Source organism: Sphingomonas corticis (assembly GCF_012035195.1).
GTDB classification, from domain to species: domain Bacteria; phylum Pseudomonadota; class Alphaproteobacteria; order Sphingomonadales; family Sphingomonadaceae; genus Sphingomonas; species Sphingomonas corticis.
In genome coordinates this window covers 15086-36725 of sequence record NZ_JAAVJH010000012.1, presented here as the reverse complement: position 1 = coordinate 36725, position 21640 = coordinate 15086, and the positions used below count along the sequence as shown (strand labels likewise).

The window sequence follows — 21640 nt, the reverse complement described above, 5'->3', positions numbered from 1 at the left end:
CGGGGAAGGATTGGTGCGGGTTGCCTGTCAGAAGCCCTTGGTCACTGCGACGCCGAGGAGGCGCGGATCGGTGACGGCGAGTGTGCGGTAGGCGCCGAGGTTCTCGTCGGCGATCTCGAAGCCGACGATGTTGGCCTTGTTCTGCAGGTTCTTGACGAAAAGCAGGACGGACCAGTCATCGTCCGGACGCGCGAAGATGAGGCTTGCGTTGATGTTGCTCCAAGGACGGACGTCGTCGAAGAAGGCGTTGTTGTAGCGCGCGAAGCTGCGGGACTGGCGGTAGTAGTCGCCTCGGATCGTGGCGTTCCATCCGCTGTCGCCCAGGTCGAACCCGTACTGCGCCCCGACCGAGATGGTGAGCTTGGGCGCGTTGGGCAGCTCGTTGCCCTCGAGGTCCTGCAGGACGCCTTCGGCCGAGCCGTTCGAGAAGAAGGCCACGTTCGGACCGTAGTCGTAGATGCCGGCGGTGAGCGTCGCCGCGGTCGCGGCGGGGATGCGGGTCGCCAGCGCGGTGCGGAAGGTGGCCGGCCCCTTGCAGGCGTTGTCGCCCAGCAGCACCGGCGTGACCGCCGGATTCTGGAGCGCGGTGGCGACGCCGGCGGCGTTGAGGATGCAGCCGCCGTTGGTGCCGTTGGCGTAGACGTAGGTCGGATCGCCCTGCGTGCGGTAGAAGGTGTCGACGACCTCGCCTTCGGTGATCTTGGTGTGCAGGTATCCGATGTTGGCGTTGATCCGCAGACCGTCGATCGGCTCGGCGATGCCCTCGAACTCGACGCCCGCGACGGTGGTGTCGATGTTCTGCACGAAGCTCGAGCGGTTCACCGATCTGGCGATCTGGTAGTTGGTGTAGTCGTAGTAGAAGCCGGTGACGTTCAGGATCAGGCGGCCGTTGGCGAGCGTGTTCTTGGTGCCGACCTCGAGCGCGTTGACGAACTCGGGTTCGAATTCTGCGGGGAGCCCGACTTCGGCGACGAGCGGCGAGTTGAAGCCGCCGCCCTTGTAGCCGCGCGAGACGGACGCGTAGATCAGCGTCTTGTCCGTGAACGACAGCACGGGAGACCAGTCGACGTTGAGGCGACCTGTGACCTCGCGGAAGCTGGTCTCCTGCTCCGGGAAGAAGCTCAGGCCCTGCCCTGGCACCAGCAGCGTGCCGCGAGCGCCGAGCAGCTTCTTGTTGTCGTCGGTGTAGCGGGCGCCGGCGGTGACCTTCAGCGTGTCCGTCAGTTCGTAGTAGAGTTCGCCCAGCACGGCGGCCGACTCGAGGTCGAAGTACGAGTTGTTCTGGAAGTAGTTGTGGCCGGTGAAGTCCGGAAAGGGATTGGGGTCGATGTAGATCGGCGTGCCGCCACGAGCGCTGATGGCTCGGGCCAGCGTGTCGATCACCGTCGAGTTCACGTAGGTGATCGAGTGCGCCTTGTACTTGAGGTAGATGCCGCCGACGTTGAAGTTGAACGGCCCGTCGAACGAGGATTGCAGCCGCAACTCCTCGCTGAACTGCTTGTTGTCGTTGAAGAGGCCGTTATCGTACCGGAGGCGGTCGCTGACCCCCATCTGCGCACTGGTGGCGAGCCCGTTCGGCAGCAGCGGCGAGATCGGGAAGGTGACGCTCGAGTAGCCGCCGGTCGCGTCGCCGAGGCGGTCGTCGTGGTTCTCGTTGTAGCTGGTGAGCGAGCTGATCGTCAGCCCCTCGGCGATGTCGATCTCGCCGCTGAAGGTGAACAGGTCGGAGACGGCGCGGAACAGCGGTCGTCCGACCACCTCGGTCTCGCGCAGGTCGCGTGAGACGAACTTGTTCTCCAAGGAGTCGCGCGGCTGGATGCCGAACTGGCGCGCGAGGATGCCCGAGAAGGTCGAGAGCTGGTTGGTGGTGCCGTAGACATTGTCGCCATAGACGCCTACCTGCTGGCAGCCGGCGGTGAACGCCACCTGCGTGGCACCGGTGGCGACGCCATTGATGCTGCTCGGCCCCGGATCCTTGAGGCAGAGCTGCTTGCGTGCGGCGGCGCTGCGGTTGTCGTTCTCCGAGAAGCCCTCGTACATGAAATACGCGCGCACGGTGGAAGACGGCTCGAAGCCGAGCGTGATGCGGCCGGAGAAGATGTTGCGGCTGTCGAGGTCGCCGCCGGTCAGCAGGTTCTCGACATAGCCGTCGCGCTGCAAGCCGAAGCCGGCGACGCGCAGGTTGAGCGTGTCGGTGATCGGGGCGTTGATGTAGCCGAAATAGCGGGCGCTGCCGTAGTTCCCGAGCTCCACCGTGGCCGAGCCGGAGAACTCGCTGGTCGGCTTGTTGGTGATGACGTTGACGACGCCGCCGGTGGCGTTGCGGCCGTAGAGCGTGCCCTGCGGGCCGCGCAGCACCTCGACGCGCTCGACGTCGAAGAACTCCGCCTCGCCCAGCCGGTTGCTGGTGAGCGGCACGTTGTTCTGGTGGACGCCGACACCGTCATCGCCCGACAGCGCCGAGAGCTGCGTGCCGATGCCGCGGATCTGGAAGTTGTTGCGCGTGCCGCGGCGCTGGAACGAGACGTTCGGGATCGACTGGACGAGGTTGGAGGCGCCGTCGAGGCCCTGCGCGCGCAGCGACTGCTCACTGAACGCCGAGACGGCGATCGGCACGTCCTGCAGCGTTTCGGAGCGCTTCTGCGCGGTGACGATGATGTCCTGGATGCCGGTGACGTTGTCCTCGGCCGGCGCGGTCTGGCTCGCCTGGTCCTCGACCTGCGCGGTCGGCGCCTGCGTTTGCGTCGACGGGCCGGCGGGCGCTGCCGGCTGGGTCGTCGCCGCCGTGCCGGGGGCGTCCTGCGCCATCGCCGAAGTCGCACAGATGATCGCCGCCAGTGAGGCGGACACAAGTCCTACCGTTCGCATTTTGCCTCCCCATGTTCCCCGCCGGCTCTGTGAGCTTGCCGTCGCCTCCTTTCAGGAGGTCTGGTCGAGGAAGATCAGCAGTCGAACATCGTTCGACAAGGGGTTTATGCAAAGTGCACGCGGTTGGGCCCGATCTCCGGGCGGCCCACGGCTTGGGTCTTGCTCGCGGCCACGAACCCCAGCGAGGCGCCGAACACGATGTCGTAGCCGAACCAGTCGGCCACCCAGCCGCCGAGCAGCGGCCCCAGCGTGGCGGTTGTGCTCTCGGCGGTGGCGGAGGCGGCGATCCGCATCGGCAGGTCGTCGCGGTCGCCGAACTCGAGGATAATGGTCTGGGCACCCATCATGTAGCCCGCCTGAGCCGCGCCCAGACCGAAGAAGGCGATGAAGATCAGCGCCATGGAGCCCGTGCTCATGAGCAGCTCGGTGGCCGCGACCCAGCAGCCGATCGAGAGCAGCAGCACGAGGCGGAAGCCGGTCCGGTCGCCCAGATAGCCCCAGAGGAGGTTCGAGATTGTGTCTGCCCCGAGGTAGGCGAGCGAGAGCAGGCCGAGGGTCGCTCCGTCCACGCGCATCTGCTCGCCGACGTGGAGGATGTAGAAGGGAGTGGCGATGCGGGCCGCCGTGGCGAGCATCTGAACCATCAGGAACCATCCGAAGCCCGGATCCTCGGCGACCAGCGCCGGGAACTCGCGGAGGCGGTCCACGAAGCGGGATTGGGAGCGGAGCGTCGGCGTCACCGGCTCGCGCAGGAGGAGTTGCAGCGCCCACAGGCCCGCGCTGGTCAGGATGAAGGCGCAGAGGAACGTGGTCGAGTAGCCGTTGCCGAGGAGGTTCTGACCGATGAGGTACTTGCCGGCCACGTAGGCCAGGACGGCTGCGATCAGACCGCCCGTCGCGTTGCGCTCTGCCTGCAGACGTCCGCGGCGACTGAGGGGGATGACCTCGGACATGAGCAGCGAGAACACGACGGACATGAGCAGCGAGAACACGACCCGCTGCGCGCCCATGAACACGCCGAACATGAAGATGAACCTGAGCAGCGCGATCACGAGCGCCTGGCCGCTCAGAAGCCAGCCCGAAAGCGCCATCCCGAGCACCGCGAGCCGCCCCATGCTCCCCATCAGCACTGCGGCGGGCATGACCTTCGGCCGATGCTCGATTTTGGTGCCCGCGAACATCGGCGAGATGATCCCGCCCAACTGCTGCAGCGCGAGGCCGAGTCCGACGATGGCGTTCGAGCCGGAGACGAGATGCAGGTAGGCCGGCAGGAACGTCGGCGCGTTGATGAGCCTGGATCCGGTCATGCCCAGCATGCCGTGGAGATAGTTGCCGATGTAGTTCCGCCGCAGGTTGGCCCACACGAAGCGCTCGTACTCCGCCTCCTTGTCGACGGGATCGGCGTCCGGCAGCCCCGCTCCGTCCGCTGGCAACGGCAGTGCGTCCTCCGAATCGAGGGCGTCGAAGCTGCCTATGTGGGTTCCTTCTGGCTTTGCGGGAGCGGCGTCATCGCCGGACGGAGCCGTGGGCGCGTCCGCGTCCGGGAGCGCCTGCGGGCCTGGTCCACGGCCCGGCTCGTTCCGTCGTGGTCGGGGTCATGTCGCGCGATGCCGCCGCCGGCCTCGCGCATCGCGGAGCACGGGCCAGCGGGAGCCATGTCGTGGCTCCGCTTCGAGCCTGCGGGCGCGCGCGCCGCCCGTTCCCGTCGCCCCGGGGCCTGCTCGCCGGCCGGCCGGCGCCAGGCCCTTGCGACGACGGAACGCGCTCGGTTCGCGTCCGGCGGCGGGCGCCGGACGAGGTCGCGTGGGCGGGCGACCCGCTCGGCGCGGGACGGACCCGCGCCGAGGTCGACCTCGCGCATGGCCGGAAGACCGGCTCGCGTTGGGTCCTCACATCAATCTCAGGCCGCGACCTGCGGCGGCGGCGGCGCCGCGTATCCGAGGATCGCCTTGACCTCGAGGAACTCGTGGAAGCCGTAGTCGCCCCACTCGCGACCGTTGCCGCTCCTCTTGTAGCCGCCGAACGGCGCCGTCAGGTCGCCACCCACGCCGTTGATCGAGACCTGCCCGGCGCGAAGGCGCGAGGCGACTTTCCGGGCCTCGTCGACGTCGGCGGCCTGCACGTAGGCCGACAGTCCGTACTCGGTGGCGTTGCCGACGCGGATCGCCTCCTCCAAGTCCCGGTAGCCCATGATCGACAGCACCGGGCCGAAAATCTCCTCCCGCGCGATCGTCATCTCCGGCCTCACGTCGGCGAACACCGTCGGCTGGACGAAGTAGCCCTTCTCGATCCCCTCGGGACGTCCCGGGCCGCCCGTCACGAGGGTGGCGCCCTCCTTGATGCCCGCTTCGATCAGTCCCTGGATCTTCTCGTACTGCATACGGTTCACCACTGGCCCCATGTGGAAGTTGCCGGCCGGGTCGCCGACGGTGATCTGCGACGCGGCCTCCTTGGCGACGGCGATCGCCTCCTCCATCCGGGCGTGCGGCACGAGCATGCGCGTCGGCGCGTTGCACGACTGTCCCGAGTTGTTCATCACGCTGGCGACCCCGCGGGACACGCCCTTGGCGAAGGCGTCGTCGTCCAGGACGATGTTCGGGCTCTTGCCGCCGAGCTCCTGCGCGACCCGCTTGACGGTCGCGGCGGCGGCGCGGGCCACCTCGATGCCGGCCCGGGTGGATCCGGTGAAGGAGACCATGTCGATGTCTGGATGGCTGGCGATCGCCGCGCCCACGCCTGGACCATCCCCTTGGATCATGTTGAAGACGCCCTTCGGCACGGCGGCGGCGTCCATGATCTCGGCGAAGATCTGGGCGCTGAATGGCGCGACCTCCGAGGGCTTGAGCACCATCGTGCAGCCGGTCGCGAGCGCCGGGGCGACCTTGCACACGATCTGGTTCATCGGCCAGTTCCAGGGCGTGATGAGCCCGCAGACGCCGATCGGCTCCTTGACGATCCTCGTCGGCCCCCGCTCCTCCTCGAAGGCGAACGCCTTGAGGACCTGGATGGCGGTCATCAGATGGCCGAGGCCGACGGGCGCCTGCGCCCTCTGCGCGAGCGAAGCCGGTGCGCCCATCTCCTGCGTGATCGCGGCGGCGAGGTCGCCCATCCGCTTCTGGTACTCCGCGGCGATCCGCTGCAGCACCTCCAGCCGCTCCTCGCGACTGGTCCGGCTCCAGCCTTCGAAGGCTTGCCGTGCCGCCCTGACCGCCTTGTCGACGTCGGCGGACGACCCGATCGAGATCCTCCCGACGGTCTGCTCGGTGGCCGGATTCTCCACGTCCAGGGTGGAGGCGACGGTCGGCTCGACCCATGAGCCGTCGATGTAGAAGGTCAGGTGTTCGCGCATAGGTCCTCCTGAGTTCGCCGGCCATGTGGCGGCGCTGGTTCGATCCGTTCGGTCTGCGCTCTCCGGCACGCCTTCATGTGACGCCCGGAGCGGCGATGGGTTGGACGTGCGGGATGCCGATCACCGAAGACGTCGAAGCGGACGCCCGACGTGCCAGGCCACCGCCGCGATACGCCGCTGCAGATGCGCGACGGCCGGGAAAGACGCGTTACGTTCCTTTCCTCCCCGGCCGCGTGGCCCTCGTTAGCTCCGACGCCGATGCTGGCGACCACCGTTTTGCCCAGCCTGAGCCGTGGAACGACGTTCGAGAAGTCCTATTGAGCTTTATTTTTTATCATGGCCTTTACTTGGTGACCGGCGCCACTTCTTTGTTGCAACAGGTGTTTTGGTGACGCACTTCGCCGCGTCTTCGCCTCATGCGCAACTAGAAGGAACAAGCATTGTCGTCGCCATCGTGCGAAGCTCGTGAGCGGTTCGGTAAGGGTCGCAGCCCGCGGCGCGGGCGCCCGTCGGAGCCGGGGTGGCTCCGATGACGGAGACGGCCTTCGACGTGCTGGTCGTCGGAGCGGGTCACGCGGGCGCTCAGGTCGCGATCTCGCTGAGCCAGCGCGGCTTCGTGGGCAGCATCGGGGTCGTGGGCGACGAGCCAGAACTGCCTTACGAGCGCCCTCCCCTGTCGAAGGAGTATCTGGCGGGCGAGAAGCCCTTCGAAAGGCTCCTGATCCGCGCGCCGTCGTTCTGGAGCGATCGTGGCGTGTCCATGCTGCTCGGCCGCCACGTTGCGCGAGTGGACGCCGGCGCCCGCAGGATCGTCACCTCGGACGGCGACGAGTACGGCTACGGCTCGCTGGTCTGGGCGGCCGGCGGATCGGCGCGCCGGCTGATCTGCGAGGGCAGCGACCTTGCCGGAGTCCACACGGTGCGGGACCGCCGGGACGTGGACCGGCTCAGGGCGGAACTCGACGGTGTCGGCCGCGTGGTGATCGTCGGGGCTGGCTACATCGGTCTCGAGGCGGCTGCCGTGCTCACGAAGCTCGGCAAGAGCGTCGTCCTCCTGGAGGCGCTTCCTCGCGTCCTGATGCGGGTCGCCGGCGAGCCGCTGTCGCTCTTCATCCAAGCGGAGCACCGCGCCCACGGGGTGGACCTGCGTCTGGAGGCGGCGGTGTCGTGCCTCGAGGGGCGCGACGGACGGGTGACCGGCGTGCGCCTGGCGGACGGGGAACTCCTCGCCGCCGAGATGGTGATCGTCGGGGTGGGGATCTCGCCTTCGGTCCAGCCGCTGCTCGACGCCGGCGCTCAGGGCGGCAACGGGGTGCTGGTGGACGCGCAGTGCCGGACTTCGCTTCCGCACGTGTTCGCCGTCGGGGATTGCGCCCTCCACGCCAACCGCTTCGCGGGCGGACGCGAAGTGCGGATCGAGTCGGTTCAGAACGCCAACGATCAGGCGATGGTCGCCGCCGCGACGCTGGCCGGCGTCGAGGCAGCGTACGACGCCGTTCCGTGGTTCTGGTCCAACCAGTACGACCTGCGTCTCCAGACGGTCGGCCTGCTCACCGGCCATGACCGGTTCGTTCTCAGGGGAGATCCCGCGTCACGCAGCTTCTCGGTCGTCTATCTGCGTGACGGGCGCGTGATCGCCGTCGACGCTGTGAACGCCATCAGGGACTACGTGCAGGGCCGCAGGCTCGTCGTGGAGGGGATCGCCGTCGACCCGTCGATCCTGGCCGACGTCGGGCGGCCCTTCTCCGACCTGATCTGAAGTGCCCGATCGAGTCGAATGCCGGATTTTCCGGTGAGATAGGTCAGGCGGAAGCTGCGGTCGCGCGCCGTTGTCGACCGCGAACTGCGCGTCCTTCGATCCGCTCAGGGCTCCGGTCTCGCGCTTGGACCTGTCTCGGTCACGAGCGCTTCGAAGAGGGCGGCTGTCCTGGTGATGAACTGCTCCCGCTCCTCCCCTTCGAGCGGGGCGTCGCGGACGAGCCGTTCGGCGAGGAAGCCGATGAAGGTCGCCGCGAGGATGCGCGCCCGCACTTCGACGTGGGGACCTCCGAGCCAGGCGCGGATCGGCGCCATGAAGCGTTCCTGCATGGCGCTGCTCAGCAGGGGCGCGGTGGCGGGGGACGTCGCGGCGCGGAGGAGGAACTGGAAGCCGTTCGTCCCCTCCTCGTCGGAATGGGCGTTGTCCGCCAGTCTGGTGGCGAGATCGCGACCGAAGCTCGCGCGGTCCCAAGCGCCGAGGCGGTCCGGGTGGAAGCTGGCCTTGAGCGCCTCGACGAAGAGCCCTTCCTTGCCGCCGAAGTAGCGGTTGACCAGAGCGACGTCCACGCCGGCCGCCGCCGCGATCTCGCGCATCGAGGTGCTGTCGTATCCGCGACGCGCGAAGAGCGCCTTCGCGACGGAGAGGATCGTCGCGCGCGTGGCCTGGGAGTTGCGGCGTCGGCGAGCGGCACCGTTGTGGTCGAGCGGGACGCCGATGGACATGTGCGAGCTATTGCACGCGGCGTCTGCCCTGTCAGGCCGCTTCCTCTTCGGCGTTGCCGCAGGGTGTTGCCGGGGTCGGCGTGCGGACGGGGGAGGGACTGCGCTACCGCTCCTCCGCGAGCATGTTGCGGTCGATGAGGTAGGCGAGCGCCTCGCTGATCGCGGCGCGGAACGCCGGGTCGAGCTGCTGTCCCGGTTGGGAGAGCGCCGTGACCCCCATTCCTCGGCCCAGGGTCCAGAACGTCGTGGCGATGCTGCGGGCGAGCTCCGGAGGGAAGCGGCGGTCCCGTGCGACGCCGTCCAGGAACGCCGTGAACGCGCGCCGTTCCGCTTCGCGAAGGCCCCGGTGGCGCGCCATGAGGTGCTGGTCGAACATGAGTTCGTAGAGCGCCGGGCGTTGCGCCACGTATTCCAGGAACGCGCGGGCGGCTGTCGAGAACGGGCCCAGTCCGGGCCGCGGTTCGGCCGCCGCCTCCATCTCGCGAGCGAGGTCCCCGAAACCGTTGAGCGCGACTTGGAGGAGGAGGTCCTCCTTGTTCCCGAAGTAGTGGTACATCGACGACGTGCCGATGCCCGCCCGATCCGCGATCATGCGGACGCTGAGCTTCTCGGCGCCGACTTCGCGCAGCAGTTCGGCGGCCGCGTCGATCGCGCGGCCGCGCACGTTGCGCTCCACGACCGCCACTCTTCCGCAATCGCAACCGGGTCTGACAGGTGTGAGCATGTGGCGACCTCGCCAGGCGTTCTCGTCCGGGACCGCACGGACCTGGGTCGAAGGACCGCGGACCGGTGGCGCGGCCTTGGCCCGCCCGGCCGACCGGCCGAGATCCTCAGAAGCGCGCCGGGATGACGACGGGTAGCGTTTCGAACCCGTGCACGAAGGCCGAGTAGGTCCTCGTCGGCTCGCCGACGACCTTGATCTCGGGGAAGCGCTTCAGGATCTCCTCCCAGATGATGGTCAACTGCATCTCGGCGACCCGGTTGCCGACGCAGCGATGGATGCCGAACCCGAAGGAGAGGTGTTCGCGGGGCCGGGCGCGGTCGATCACGTACTCGTCCGGACGATCGATCTTGGTCTCGTCGCGATTGCCCGAGATGTACCACATGACCACGCGCTCGCCCTTGCGGATCGTCTTGCCCGCGAGTTCGACGTCCCGCGTGGCCACTCGGCTCATGTGCGCCAGCGGGGTCTGCCAGCGGATCGTCTCCGAGACCATCGACGTGACGAGTCCGGGGTTGGCGCGCAGCTTGGCGTACTGGTCCGGGTTCCGGTTCAGTTCGTAGACGCTCCCGGAGATGGTGTTGCGGGTCGTGTCGTTGCCGCCGACGATCAGCAGGACGACGGTCCCCTGGTACTGCTGCACGTCCATGTTCCGGGTTTCCGGATTGTGGGTCAGCATCGAGATCAGGTCGTTGGCGGGCTCCGAGTTCAGGCGCTCGTTCCAGAGCCGGGTGAAGGTGTTGAAGCACTCCATCGCGGCCTCGGCCTTGTGCTCCCAGCTCTTCACCGGACCGTGGCCGGGCATGTTGGTGATCATGTCCGACCAGTATGGGAGCTTTCGGCGGTCCTCGAACGGGAAGTCGAAGAGCGACGCCAGCGTCATCGCGGTGAGCTCCTTGGACACGAGGTCGACCCAGTCGAACTCGCGGCCGATCGGAAGGGCGTCGAGGATCTGGCCCGCTCGTTCGCGCACCACGGGCGCCATGGTCGCCAGGTTCGCCGGGGCGACGGTGGGGTTGACGGCCTTCCTGTGCTTGCTGTGCTCGGGCTCGTCCATGGTGATGAAGCCCGCGCCGCCGCGCCGGCGCTCGCCCATCACCCTCTCCTGCTCCTTGATCGCCTCGAGGTTCGGCAATCCGATGCCCTCGGCCGACGAGAACGCCTGATGGTTGGTGTCGACCGCCACGATGTCGTTCCAGCGCGTCACCGACCAGTACGGTCCGTATTCGCTTTCGGGCGTGAAGTGGACGGGATCCTCGCGGCGGAGCCGCTCGAAGATCGGCCAGATCGTGTCGTCCTGGAAGCGCGATGCCTTCCCGGGATTCAGCTGGGCGAGTGGCGTCGCATACGCCTCGTCCGCGATGATCTTGCTCGCTACGTTCATGACCCGTCCTCTCGCTGTCGCGCCACCAGGTCGGACCGTCGGCTTGTTCTCCGGAGCCGCTCGGGTCCGCTGCACCCGTGACATGCGCCCATGCTCGCCCGATGTCAACAAGCGTTGATTTACGTGCTTCCGATCAGCAGAGGTGCTTCGCGAGGCCTCTCGCAGCCGCTACCGGATGCCTTGCGCCCATGGAGGCGAGCGTTCTGGCAAGCCGTGCCACTCCCGTTGGGTGCGAACGGGGTTGCGACCTGCCTGCGGGGTGCCTGCGAACGGCGGAGCGCCTCCGATCGGTCGATTGCGGCGCGGTCGGGACGGATTGTTGGCGGGCATGGGAGGTCGGTCGTGGATCTGAGGGTCGGGAGCGGGGATGACGAGCCCGCGATGCGGCGGTTGATGCACCCGTACCGGAACGCTTTCCTTCCGGGCTCCCTCATGGAGTACGAGGTCCGGGTCGCCGAAGTCGACGGCGAAGTCGTCGGCTTCGTCGGCTGGCGAGGCTCCCGCATCCTCGCGCTCTACGTCGCGGAGGCCTGGCGCGGCCGGCGCGAGGTCGGCACGGCTCTGTTGGCCGAAGCCGAGTCCGCGATCCGACGGAAGGACTTCAAGGAGATCCGCGTCATGGTCGACGCGGACGCCTCGCCGGCACAACGCTTTTACCTCCGTCACGATTACGAACCGCAACAAGGCCGGGATCACGAGGACTTCGTGTGGATGACCAAGCGGCTCTGACGACTTCTTGGCGGAGGCCTCGATCGGAGCCCGGTGGCCGTCCCGCCTCGCGCACCGCCTCGAGCCGGGACGACCGGGCGCGCGGGGGACGCGCACGCCGTTTGCCGTCGATGGGCGCCGATCGCTGTCAGGTTCGGCGGCCGCCCTTCCGGTAGCGCCCCTACGTGCGGGCCCGCTCAGCGCAAACCCGCGGACGCTCACTCGCCGAACGGATAGGTCTCGGGCATGCCCCTATGGTGCTCGCGGCCGAGCGGCGTCACCGCCTCGGTCTGGTCGAACCAGACGTAGGCATCGAACTGCTCGGGCAGCACCGCCTGGCTGTAGTGGCTCCGGAGCTCCGTCTCAGGCCGGTAGATCACGCCGATGAAGCGCTCGAGTCTGGCCTCGGAGAGTCCGCGGCGCAGGGCTTCGTGGCGGCCAGGCGCTAGGTCGAGCAGGAAGCGCGGCACGCCGCTGTCGTGGCACAGCCGCTCGTAGCTGTCGCGGCGGGACGGCAGCACCCGTTTGACCTCCATGTCGCCATCCCAGTTGGTGGCTGCGGCGACGGTGCCCGTGTGGGTTCCGAACCCGATCAGCGCCGCCTGTTCGCCCCATCGCTGGCGGCAGAGCTGGCCGATGTTGAGTTCGTCGCGCGCCGCGCCCATGTCGGTCGCTCGCGCGTCGCCGATGTGGCTGTTGTGCGCCCAGACGACCGCCTTCGCGTCGTTCCCCTTGGCGTCGAGCAGGTGGCTGAGGGTTTCGAACATGTGCGTGTCGCGCAGGTTCCAGCTCTCCGCGCCTCCATGGTACATGACCCGGTAGTAGCGCTCGGCGGAGGCGATCAGCCGAGCGTTCTGCGCCGCGTCCATGAATGCGTCGCCGTCCTGCGCGGCGTAGTCGAGTTGCTTTCTCAGCAGCTCGTGGCACTGCTCGACCACCGCTCGTTCGCACTCGGCATGTCCCTTCGTCAGGGCGGCACGTCCGTAGGTGGCGGGGTCGCTCTGCCACGGGGTCAGGCACCCATAGCGCTCGCGCGCCGAAGCGGCCGCCTCGGGGTCCACCTCGTCGAGATAGTCGAGGACCGCTCCGATCGACGCCGACATGTTGTAGATGTCGAGGCCGTAGAAGCCCGCGCGGCGCTCGTCCGCCAGACAGGCGTTGTGCTCGTGCAGCCAGCCGATCAGCGTCTGGACGTCGGTGTTCCTCCACATCCAGGTCGGGAAACGACGGAAGGGCTCTTCCGCGACGTTTCGCGCGGCGCGGTGGCGCACGAACCGGTCCACCGCGGCCGCATCGGGCCAGTCCGCCTCGACCGCGACGATCGTGAACCCGTGGTGCGCCACCAGCTGCCGCGTGATCGCCGCGCGGGCCCGGTAGAACTCGCTGGTACCGTGGCTCGACTCGCCCAGCAGCACGATCCGTCGGTCCGCGAACCGTTCGAAGAGCCGGCCGAAGGCCGGGTCGTCGAGCGGCGGGAGAGGTTCGGCCGCGTCGGCGATCATCTCGGGCAGCGTGTGCCGCCGGGAGGCGCCCGGACGATGATCGCTGGCGGCCCGGCTGCCGTCCTCCCTCCAACCAGCCGCGCCGATCAGCGGCACGAACGACACCGGAGCGAGACCGACGTCTTCGTAGGTTTCCTCGCCGGTGCGGGTGATCTTGAGCAGCGTCTGGCGCCCCGGCTCGCCGACCGGCATGACGAGGCGGCCGCCGATCGCCAGTTGGCGCTTCAGCGCTTCGGGCACCTCCGGTCCGGCGGCGGCGACGAGGATCGCGTCGAAGGGGCCGTCCCCGGGCGCGCCGAGCGTGCCGTCGCCCAGCCGCACCTCGACGTTGTCGTACCCGAGCGCCGCCATCCGCGCGCGCGCAAGGTCCGCCAGCTCCCGGTGACGCTCGATCGCGACGACCAGCCGCGCCATTTGAGCAACCACCGCGGCGGCGTAGCCGGATGCCGCCCCGACCTCCAGCACGCGGTCGCTTCGCGCGAGTTCCGCCGCCTCGATCATCGCGGCGACGATGTAGGGTTGCGAGATCGTCTGGCCTGCCTCGATGGGCAGCGGCGCGTCCTCGTACGCGAAGTCGGCGAGCGCGGCGGGTATGAACCGTTCGCGTGGCACCGCCCGCATCGCCGCAAGCACGGCGGGATCGGAGATGCCGCGTCTGGCGAGCTGCGCGTCCACCATGTGCACGCGGGCGGCGGCATGGTCGCGCACCACGTCAGCCCCGGGTGCGCGGTTGCCGGAGGATGCCGCAGGTCATGGTGGGCTTAGGCGCAGGCAGCTCGGTGATGATCGGACCGGGGAACTCCACCTCGAGGCAGATGGTCAGGACGTCTCCGATCCGCAGCCCGAGCTCGGTCGCGATCGCCTGGTCGATCGGCAGCAGCGATCCGGAGCTGGTGGGGAACAGGGAGGTGCGGCAGGCGCGTCCCTCGACCGTCGCCGCTACCGGGAGGATACCCCATGTAGAGGGTGCCGAACCGGTCACCAGGCGGATCTCGGCGTCGAGTTCCTCCGGCAGTACGACGAAGAAGAAAGCCGCGGGCCCGCTCCATCGCTCCAGTCTCGCGCTGAAATTGATCAGGTCCACGGAGCCGTTCTCTTCGACATGCCGCCGAATAATGCGCGCCGCGCGGGCGCGGTTCCGTCGACGCAGGCGCCGGCAGGCGACAGAAACGGGACGATCGAGCAGTCTTGACTGGGAAGTCGGCCCCCAGGGACTGGAACCGGTTGGGGCGGGACCGCATCGCCGATTGGTGGTGAACTCGTGAAACCGCGAGCTGGAGCGTAGACGTCCGAGCGGCACGATCGTGTCAGCTGCCGCGGCGCCGCACGCCGGTGGTGGCAAGGTCGACGGTGTGGTCAGCAGAACCGCTGTCGCGGGCAAGCAGGTGTCGGATCGCGTCGGCAGCAATCGGACGGCTGAACAGATAGCCCTGCAGGTGCGTGCAGCCGCACTCGAGCAGCAGACGCATCTGCTCCTCCGTCTCGACGCCCTCGGCTACGACGCCCATGCCCAGCTTCCTGCCGAGCTCCACGACCGACTGTACGATCGCGCGCGAGGTGTGCGACGTCGCGATCGTGTCGACGAACGACTTGTCGATCTTCACCTTGTCGAATGAGAACCGTTGAAAGTAGCTGAGCGAGGAGTAGCCTACGCCGAAGTCGTCGATCAGCACCTGCATCCCAAGTCCGCGCAGCTGTTCGAGCTGTCCGAAGGTCCGCTCTACGTCTCGGATCATAAGGCCCTCGGTCACTTCGAGTTGGAGGCGGTCCGCCTCCAGGCCGACCTCCTCGAGCACCGACCTGATCCGGCCGACCAGCCCGCCGGAGACGAACTGGAGCGGCGACAGGTTGACGGCGACGCGGACGTGGGAAGGCCAGTCCCGCGCGTCGGTGCAGGCGCGCCGCAGCAGCTGGTCCCCGAGCCGATCGATGAGCCCGCTCTCCTCCGCGAGCGAGATGAACGTTTCCGGGCTGATCGCGCCGCGCGACGGGTGGGTCCAGCGCGCCAGGGCCTCGGCACTCGTGATCTGACCGGTCTCCACCGACAGCACCGGCTGGTAGGCCAGTGCGATCCCGTCGCTCTCGACTGCGCGCCTGAGGTCGTTCTCGAGCGTGCGCCGGTCCCGAACCGCCCTGTCCATCCCGGCATTGAAGAAGCACACGGTGTTCTTGCCCTGCCGCTTGGCCCGATGAAGAGCGAGATCCGCGCTCTCCCGGACCTGCTCCGTCGTCGTTCCGTCGTCCGGGACGACGACCACGCCGACCGAGGCGCCGAGATGGGCGACCGCGTGGTCGGTCACGAACGGTTCGGCTAGTTCGCCGATGATCGCCTCGGACTCGGCCCTAGCCCGGTCGCGGAGGCTCCCGCCCGTAAGGATCACGATGAACTCGTCCCCGCCGAGGCGTGCCACCCAATCTGCCGCGCCCAACCTTCTCCGCAGGCGCTCCCCGACCTGCCGGAGCACCGCGTCGCCGACCAGGTGCCCGAACTGGTCGTTGATCGCCTTGAAGCGGTCGAGGTCTATGCTGAGCATGGCGAACGGCACGGACTCGCGCAGCAGACGCTCCATGCGTTCGCCATGGCTCGCTCTGTTCAGGAGGCCGGTCAGCGGGTCGTAGTGCGCAAGCCGGAGGACTTCGGCTTCCGCACGACGGGTCGCCGTCACGTTTTCGGCGATTCCGAGGATGTACTGACTTGGCCCGTCGGGGCCGTCGATGAGGCTGCGCGTCGTGCGCAGATGGACGGCCTCGCCGTCGTCGCGGACGAAGACGCTCTCGAAGACGTGCGGCCTCCTGGCGGCGACCGCCTCGGAGTCGCGCTGCTCATAGGCTTCGCCGTAGAGGGGGAAGAGCTCTCGATCGGTCGCGCCGACGAGGCTGCTGGCGGCGCGACCGAGGACGGCCTCGGCGGCGCGGTTCACCATGACGTACCGGCGGGTTCTGCAGTCCTTCACGAAGAGCATGGCCGGCAGGTTCGTCACCACGGTGTCGAGGAAGGCCTGGGATCGGGATCGTTCCTCCTCGAGGGCCTTGCGCCCTGAGATGTCGCGCACGATCGCGGCGAAACCCTGATCCGGCCCCCCCTCGCCCCATCGTGCGAGCGAGAGCTCGATCGGGAACTCGGTGCCGTCGGCTCGGGCGCCGACCAGTTCCAGGGACGTGCCGACCAGGCGCGTCGCGCCCCCCGCCGCCGCGCGGGCGAACCGCTCGCGGTGCCCCGTGGCGTGGCGCGCCGGGATGATGATCTCGACGTCGCATCCCAGCGCCTCGTCGCGGGAACGACCGAACATGCCTTCCGCGGCCGCATTCCAGTAGACGATCGTTCCGGCTCGGTCGACGGCGAGAACCGCGTCGGACGTGGCTTCGACGACCTTCGCCGCGATCTCTCCCATGCGCCTCAGACGTCGGGACTCGATGAGGTCGATGGCGAGCCGCGCCAGATCGCGCAGCACGGTCTCCTGGGCGGGAGAGAGCCCGGCGCGAGGCGTCGGGTCGAAGACGCACAGCGTTCCGAGGCAGTGACCCGACCGGGTGATGAGCGGCACGCCGGCGTAGAAGCGGATCCCCCCTGCCTGCGTGACGAGCGGGTTGGCTGCGAAGCGCCCGTCCACGGCTGCGTCCGGAACCACCAGCAGGGCCTGGGACGCCACCGCGTGGGTGCAGAACGCGACGTCGCGAGGCGTCTCTGCGAACGGGATGCCGTGGCGCGACTTGAACCATTGCCGGTCGGCGTCGATCAGGCTGACGGCCGCGCTCGCGGCCCCGAGCGCAGCGGCGGCCAGGCGCGCGACGTCGTCGAACTCGCGCTCGGCCGGCGTGTCGAGAATGCCAAGACCGGCAAGCGCGGCGAGCCGGGCCTGCTCGACACCGTCTGGGGACGAAATGATGGTGCGCTCGTCCACCAGCCTGGTCCGCTACGAGCTTGCGCGCCTGGCAAGGCCGTGCGCGCGGGAAGCGTCGACCTGAAAGCGCTGCAACGACACGGCGAACTCCACGGACATACTGGGAGCGCTTAACTTCGACATGTTGACAACGGATTAGGCCGCGGACTGCGACGCCGCGTCCGGGCGCCGCGCCGCCCACGAGCATGCCATTGGGCGTGCGGGGCCGTCGCTCCGGCACCACCGCGCGGTATCGCGGACTGGAGCGAGGCGAAAGGCAATCGGATCACGTGCACGGCTCCGATCGGCGACTCCCGCCAATCGCGAGGCTGCGGCTGTGCAGCGATCCAGTTCGACAGCGGCGGCGGCGTTGAAAGGGACCACGCGCCGTCACTCGCGGCGGCGAGGGGTTGGCGGTGCGACTACAGGTTAGGCTGGCCGGACGTCGTCACCGCGCACGAGGATGCGTATCGCGCTCTCGGCGCGACCATACGCGGTCTCTACCTCCACGCTCAGGCGGTGCTCGCCGGGATGTGGCTGCTTGGCGACGGCCTGACGTCCCTGGGCGACGCGCTCGCCGTCGAGGAGCCATGTGACGCGCTCGGCGGACCTGCCGGCCGCACGTCGTCCGCGCTCGCCGCGGTCGATGATCTGGGCGGCCAGCACGAGCGGCGCGCCGGGCGCGAGTGGCGCGCGTTGGCGCGGCGAGGTGATGGCGACGATCGGCGCTCGCGGAGGCACGCGCACGGGACGGCTCACCGTCGACACGGAATGGAAGCCGTCATGCACCCGTAGCTCGAACGAAGCCTCGCCGCCGGGCAGGGCGGATGCGTCGAAGGTGATCCGGTCCTCCCCGCGCCCGCAACCGCTCTTGCGCGCGAGCGCGTTCCAGGATCGCCCTTGATCGTAGGACACGCACAGGCTGAAGCGTACGTCGCCGTCCGCCGCGCGCGACGTCCAACGGGCCTCTCCCCGGTCCCCGTCGACCGCGACTTCGAGGTCGCCGACGACGGGCCGAGCCGCTGGCGCGCTCCGTTCCCAGACGGTCTTCGACGTCCGGTCCTCGGCCACGTCGCCGCGCCGATCGTCCGCCCAGGCGCCGCGGGTGATGCTCAGAGCCGTGCCCTCCCCGCGATCCGGAATGAGCGCCTGCACGATGCGCGGACCGTCCGGTCCACCGCAGCCGGAGCCGCAGCCGCCGCCACAGCCGTGCGCTGGAAGCGTCATCAGCGGTGCCGACGCCAGCGGCGCGCGATCGGAGCCGATCAGGTGGCCGACCAGGCCGGTGCGCCGGGCTCCCGGCAGTGTCGGCAGCGCGCGGACGCGACTGACCGACAGAACCGACAGGTGATCGTCCTCGAGCAGTCCGATGACCGACACGAGCGGCTCGGCGCGGCGCAGGCGACGTGGGTCGAACGGTCGACGGACGAAGGGCCCGAGCGGATCGATCAGCTCCTCCCAGGGCCACACCCAGGGGTCGACCCACTCGGGGACGTGCGGGAGCTCGGGAGCCGCGTTCGTGGAGCCCGGCTGGAGGGCGTGCACGCCGATCAGCTTCCTGTAGTGGTAGAGGGACAGCCAGTCGCCGCCGCAATAGCCCATGTAGTCCCGCTCGCCGGGCAGCTTCACGTCCCCGGCGGCCGGATCCAAGCCGTACTCGCCGAGCCGCCCGCCGGGGCTGCCGGAAGGATCGTGGGGTTCATAAGCCGGGTAGTCACCGTCCGGACCGTTGTCGCCGCAGGGGGCGTGCCCGAGCCCCAGTCCGTGCCCGATCTCGTGGGCCATGGTGATGTCCTCGCCGTTGCTGGCGGACGTGACGCCGTGGGATGCGCATCCGCCGACGTTGGCGATGGGCACGCCCACCGGCAGGAAGCCCATGTAGACGAGATCGTCGCGGTTGCCGTCCTCGGTCTTGACCTCGGCCAAGGCGGCGTTGAGCGCGTACCATTCGGCCGAACAACCGCCCGGACTTGTCGCGACGCCGGTCAGGGGCGTGCTCCACGACAGCGTTCCGGCGGACGAGAAGATGGCGTCCGCCGCGACGGGCATGGACGCGATCGTCGCGTCCGAGGTCGCGGCGAGATCGGCGAGCGTGGGCGCTGCGAGGTCCAGCGTTCCGGTGCCGGCCTGGTCGGGGCCGTTGTAGTCCATGAACACGCCTCGGACGTGGAGGCGCTGCGTCAAGGTGACGTCGAGCGCTTGCGTGTAGCTGTGGACGACGACGTCGGGTGTGCCGGCTTCCCAGATCGTCAGCTCGAGTTCGAGCGCGCCCGCGGCGTGCTCCGCGGAGATCAGGAAGTTGAGCGTCGCCGCGAGCGTGCCGCGTTCAGCGGCGTAGTCCGGGTTCTCGCGCGCCGGCACCGAGGGGGCGTTGAGCTGGTCCAGCGTGACGTCCAGCGCTGGCAGGCCGAACAGCGAACCCTGGCGCCGTACCCGCATCCGGCCGCGCATTCCCGGAGGCGAGGTGTACCCGAACGACCGTAGGTACGCCCGGACCATCAACGGCTTGTATGCGATCAAGGGCACGTCGTTGTCGGCTACGACGTCCAGTGGGTCGGAAAGATGTCGAGCCGAGCGCCACGCCTGTACGGCCTGGGTCGCCTCCACTCCGTCGATCCGCACCGATCGGAACAATTTCGGAACGTTGTGCTGCCACCCGCCACCGAAGGCGCCGTCCAGCACATCCTGCCACCACGGTCCCGTGCCCATAGCCGAACCTTCCCCATCGCATGCCACCGGTCGGATCGCAGCGAGTGTGCGCGCAGAAGCATGGAAAGGCGAGGCCTAAGTTGCCTTTGCGACCGCCCAGTCTTCGGAAGTCGGATCGATCGCCATCGTCAAGCCGTTCAAAGTCCAGGTGCAACCTCTTGTTCAGGAAGGACAGGGCCTGCTCTTGAGTGGCGATCGGTCTTATTTGAAGTGCGAAGAGGCTAGTAAGTATCGAGGCGATTTGGCGATTCCGGTCACGACCTGTTCGGGTGCGAGCAGTGACGAAGGCGCATTCGCGTCCCGACCCGGTCATGCGCACTTCAGACGTTGGCCGTGGCGCGTTCGACCACGGCCAGTTCCGGCGCCGGCCTGGATCCGCCGGGGTGCAGTGGCGCCCCAACCCGTGAGGCTCCAGGCTCGCATGCGCTTCGAGATGTTCAGCGTTGATCGCCTCGGCTGCGGCAGGAGCGGCGAAGTGGATCTCCGGCCTGTCCCGTGAGCGCCAGCCTCCTCCCGTTCGCGGTCGGGTTCGCCAGCTTGTCGTTCCTGCCGATGAGCGTAGTTTCGTGCTCCTCGATGCAGCCGCTCCTCGTCCCCCCCTTTCCGTACCGCTCGCGCGACTGGCCGCCGGTGTGGACGTCGTTCGTGGGACGGCGCGCCAGCAACAGCGTCTACGGCTGGCCGGACGAAGCGTTCGACATCGCTTGGCGGACGCGTCGCGTGCTCGGCCACACGGTGCATCTCGTGTCCGAGCCCGACGCGATCGGGCGGGTGCTGCTGGACAACAAGGCCAACTACGAGCGGCCGGCGCTGGTTCGCCGCCTGCTTCGGGGCGGGTTGGGCGACGGCCTGTTCAACGCGGAAGGGGAGAGCTGGCGCGAACAGCGTCGCATCGTCGCGCCCACCTTCTCCCCCGCTGCGGTGGCCGGGTTCGCGAAGCCGATCGCGCATGTCGTGCAGGAGCAGGTCGCCCGCTGGCCCGCGGGCACGCGGCCTATGGACATGGCGGCCGAGGCGACCAGCGCGACCATGGGGATCATCGCGGCCACGCTGTTCGGCGGTGACTCGCGGCTGACCGCGCCTGCCGCGGCCGGCCACATCACCGCCATGCTGGACGCCGCCGGCCGAGCGCGGCTGACGGCGCTGCTCGGCATGCCGGCGCTGGGCCCCGGCAGCAGCCGGGCGCGCGCAGGCGGGCGCTTCCTGCGCGACACACTGGGTGCGCTGGCCGACGAGCGCGCACGGACCGGCGGGCGCGACGACTTCTTCGGCGGCCTGGTGGCGGCGTTGCACGCACGCTACCCGGCTCCGCAGGCGCGGGAGCTCGCGGTCGACAACGCGGTCACCTTCTACGTGGCGGGGCACGAGACCACCGCGAACGCGCTGACCTGGACGATCTACCTGTTGGCGGCGCAGCCCCTGCTGCAGGAGACGTTGCGCGTCGAGGCGCTGGCCGCGCTCGGAGGGGACGTCGAGACGCTGGATGCGCGCCTGCCGCGGCTGCGCGCGGTGTTGGACGAGGCGCTGCGCCTCTACCCGCCCGCCCCTCGGCTCGACCGCGAGGCGATGGCGGATGACGAACTGGCGGGCCACGCCGTGCGCCGAGGCGACCTGGTGTCGATCTGGCCCTATGTGCTGCACCGGCACCGGGCGTGGTGGGATCAGCCCGACGCGTTCGATCCGGAACGTTTCCTAGGCGATCGGCGCGTCGGCATGCATCGCTACCAGTACCTGCCGTTCGGGGCGGGGCCGCGGGTGTGCGTGGGCGCGCGCTTCGCGGTGGTGGAGGCGTTGATCGTTCTGGCGCATTGGCTCGCGGCGCGGCGCTTCTCGCTCCGCGGTGGGCCGCCGCCGGTGCCGGTCGGACGAGTCACGTTGCGACCGGCCGGCGGAATGCCGCTGGAGTTGGCGCCCGTGTGAACGATGCGTCGATGCGATCGTGGCATGTGGAGGACGGGGCCCATCCCTTCTCCTGGCGGCGCTCTGGTTTAAGTCTGACCGATCACCCGGACCTTCCGCCGCGAGGAGGCAAGCACC

Annotated in this window: 14 protein-coding genes; 4 read left to right on the top strand and 10 right to left on the bottom strand. The window is 68.9% G+C overall.

Annotated features, from left to right (window positions below):
• Window positions 1-27: 27 nt before the first annotated feature.
• From HBH26_RS15710 to HBH26_RS15700, 3 genes are all read right to left on the bottom strand, one after another.
• Entirely contained in the window at window positions 28-2808 is a 2781-nt protein-coding gene (locus tag HBH26_RS15710) for a TonB-dependent receptor (protein ID WP_168135588.1), read from the bottom strand.
• 164 nt (window positions 2809-2972) lie between these two features.
• Window positions 2973-4301: an MFS transporter gene (locus tag HBH26_RS15705; protein ID WP_209308615.1), complete on the bottom strand. Its 1329-nt coding sequence runs from the start codon at window positions 4299-4301 to the stop codon at window positions 2973-2975.
• A 467-nt stretch (window positions 4302-4768) separates the two neighbouring features.
• Window positions 4769-6217 (bottom strand): aldehyde dehydrogenase family protein, encoded by a 1449-nt coding sequence (locus HBH26_RS15700; RefSeq protein WP_168135587.1) that lies wholly within the window; start codon window positions 6215-6217, stop codon window positions 4769-4771.
• Window positions 6218-6330: 113 nt separating this feature from the next.
• On the opposite strand from HBH26_RS15700, the gene HBH26_RS15695 reads away from it, so the two are divergent.
• Together HBH26_RS15695 and HBH26_RS15690 are read left to right on the top strand one after the other, a co-directional pair.
• Window positions 6331-6609, top strand: coding sequence for a hypothetical protein (locus HBH26_RS15695; protein ID WP_168135586.1), 279 nt, complete (start codon window positions 6331-6333; stop codon window positions 6607-6609).
• A gap of 137 nt (window positions 6610-6746) precedes the next feature.
• The gene (locus HBH26_RS15690; protein ID WP_168135585.1) at window positions 6747-7976 is read left to right on the top strand and encodes an NAD(P)/FAD-dependent oxidoreductase; all 1230 of its coding nucleotides are present in this window, start codon (window positions 6747-6749) and stop codon (window positions 7974-7976) included.
• Between the two features lie 104 nt (window positions 7977-8080).
• Here the strand turns inward: HBH26_RS15690 and HBH26_RS15685 are convergent, their stop codons facing one another.
• From HBH26_RS15685 to HBH26_RS15675, 3 genes are all read right to left on the bottom strand, one after another.
• A complete protein-coding gene (locus HBH26_RS15685) occupies window positions 8081-8698 on the bottom strand; it encodes a TetR/AcrR family transcriptional regulator (protein ID WP_168135584.1) in 618 nt (205 codons plus the stop codon).
• Between the two features lie 103 nt (window positions 8699-8801).
• On the bottom strand, window positions 8802-9374 hold the full coding sequence (locus HBH26_RS15680; RefSeq protein WP_168135583.1) for a TetR family transcriptional regulator: 573 nt from the start codon (window positions 9372-9374) through the stop codon (window positions 8802-8804).
• A 154-nt stretch (window positions 9375-9528) separates the two neighbouring features.
• The gene (locus HBH26_RS15675) at window positions 9529-10887 is read right to left on the bottom strand and encodes a cytochrome P450 (RefSeq protein WP_239024857.1); all 1359 of its coding nucleotides are present in this window, start codon (window positions 10885-10887) and stop codon (window positions 9529-9531) included.
• A gap of 348 nt (window positions 10888-11235) precedes the next feature.
• On the opposite strand from HBH26_RS15675, the gene HBH26_RS15670 reads away from it, so the two are divergent.
• Entirely contained in the window at window positions 11236-11532 is a 297-nt protein-coding gene (locus tag HBH26_RS15670) for a GNAT family N-acetyltransferase (protein ID WP_168135582.1), read from the top strand.
• Between the two features lie 197 nt (window positions 11533-11729).
• Here the strand turns inward: HBH26_RS15670 and HBH26_RS15665 are convergent, their stop codons facing one another.
• From HBH26_RS15665 to HBH26_RS15650, 4 genes are all read right to left on the bottom strand, one after another.
• Complete coding sequence (locus HBH26_RS15665; protein ID WP_338057429.1) at window positions 11730-13721, bottom strand: protein-L-isoaspartate(D-aspartate) O-methyltransferase; 1992 nt, start codon at window positions 13719-13721, stop codon at window positions 11730-11732.
• A gap of 4 nt (window positions 13722-13725) precedes the next feature.
• On the bottom strand, window positions 13726-14097 hold the full coding sequence (locus HBH26_RS15660; protein ID WP_168135581.1) for a DUF1905 domain-containing protein: 372 nt from the start codon (window positions 14095-14097) through the stop codon (window positions 13726-13728).
• Between the two features lie 223 nt (window positions 14098-14320).
• Entirely contained in the window at window positions 14321-16915 is a 2595-nt protein-coding gene (locus HBH26_RS15655; RefSeq protein WP_168135580.1) for an EAL domain-containing protein, read from the bottom strand.
• 408 nt (window positions 16916-17323) lie between these two features.
• Entirely contained in the window at window positions 17324-19603 is a 2280-nt protein-coding gene (locus HBH26_RS15650; RefSeq protein ID WP_168135579.1) for a hypothetical protein, read from the bottom strand.
• A gap of 576 nt (window positions 19604-20179) precedes the next feature.
• On the opposite strand from HBH26_RS15650, the gene HBH26_RS15645 reads away from it, so the two are divergent.
• Window positions 20180-21523: a cytochrome P450 gene (locus tag HBH26_RS15645; protein ID WP_168135578.1), complete on the top strand. Its 1344-nt coding sequence runs from the start codon at window positions 20180-20182 to the stop codon at window positions 21521-21523.
• Window positions 21524-21640 lie beyond the last annotated feature (117 nt).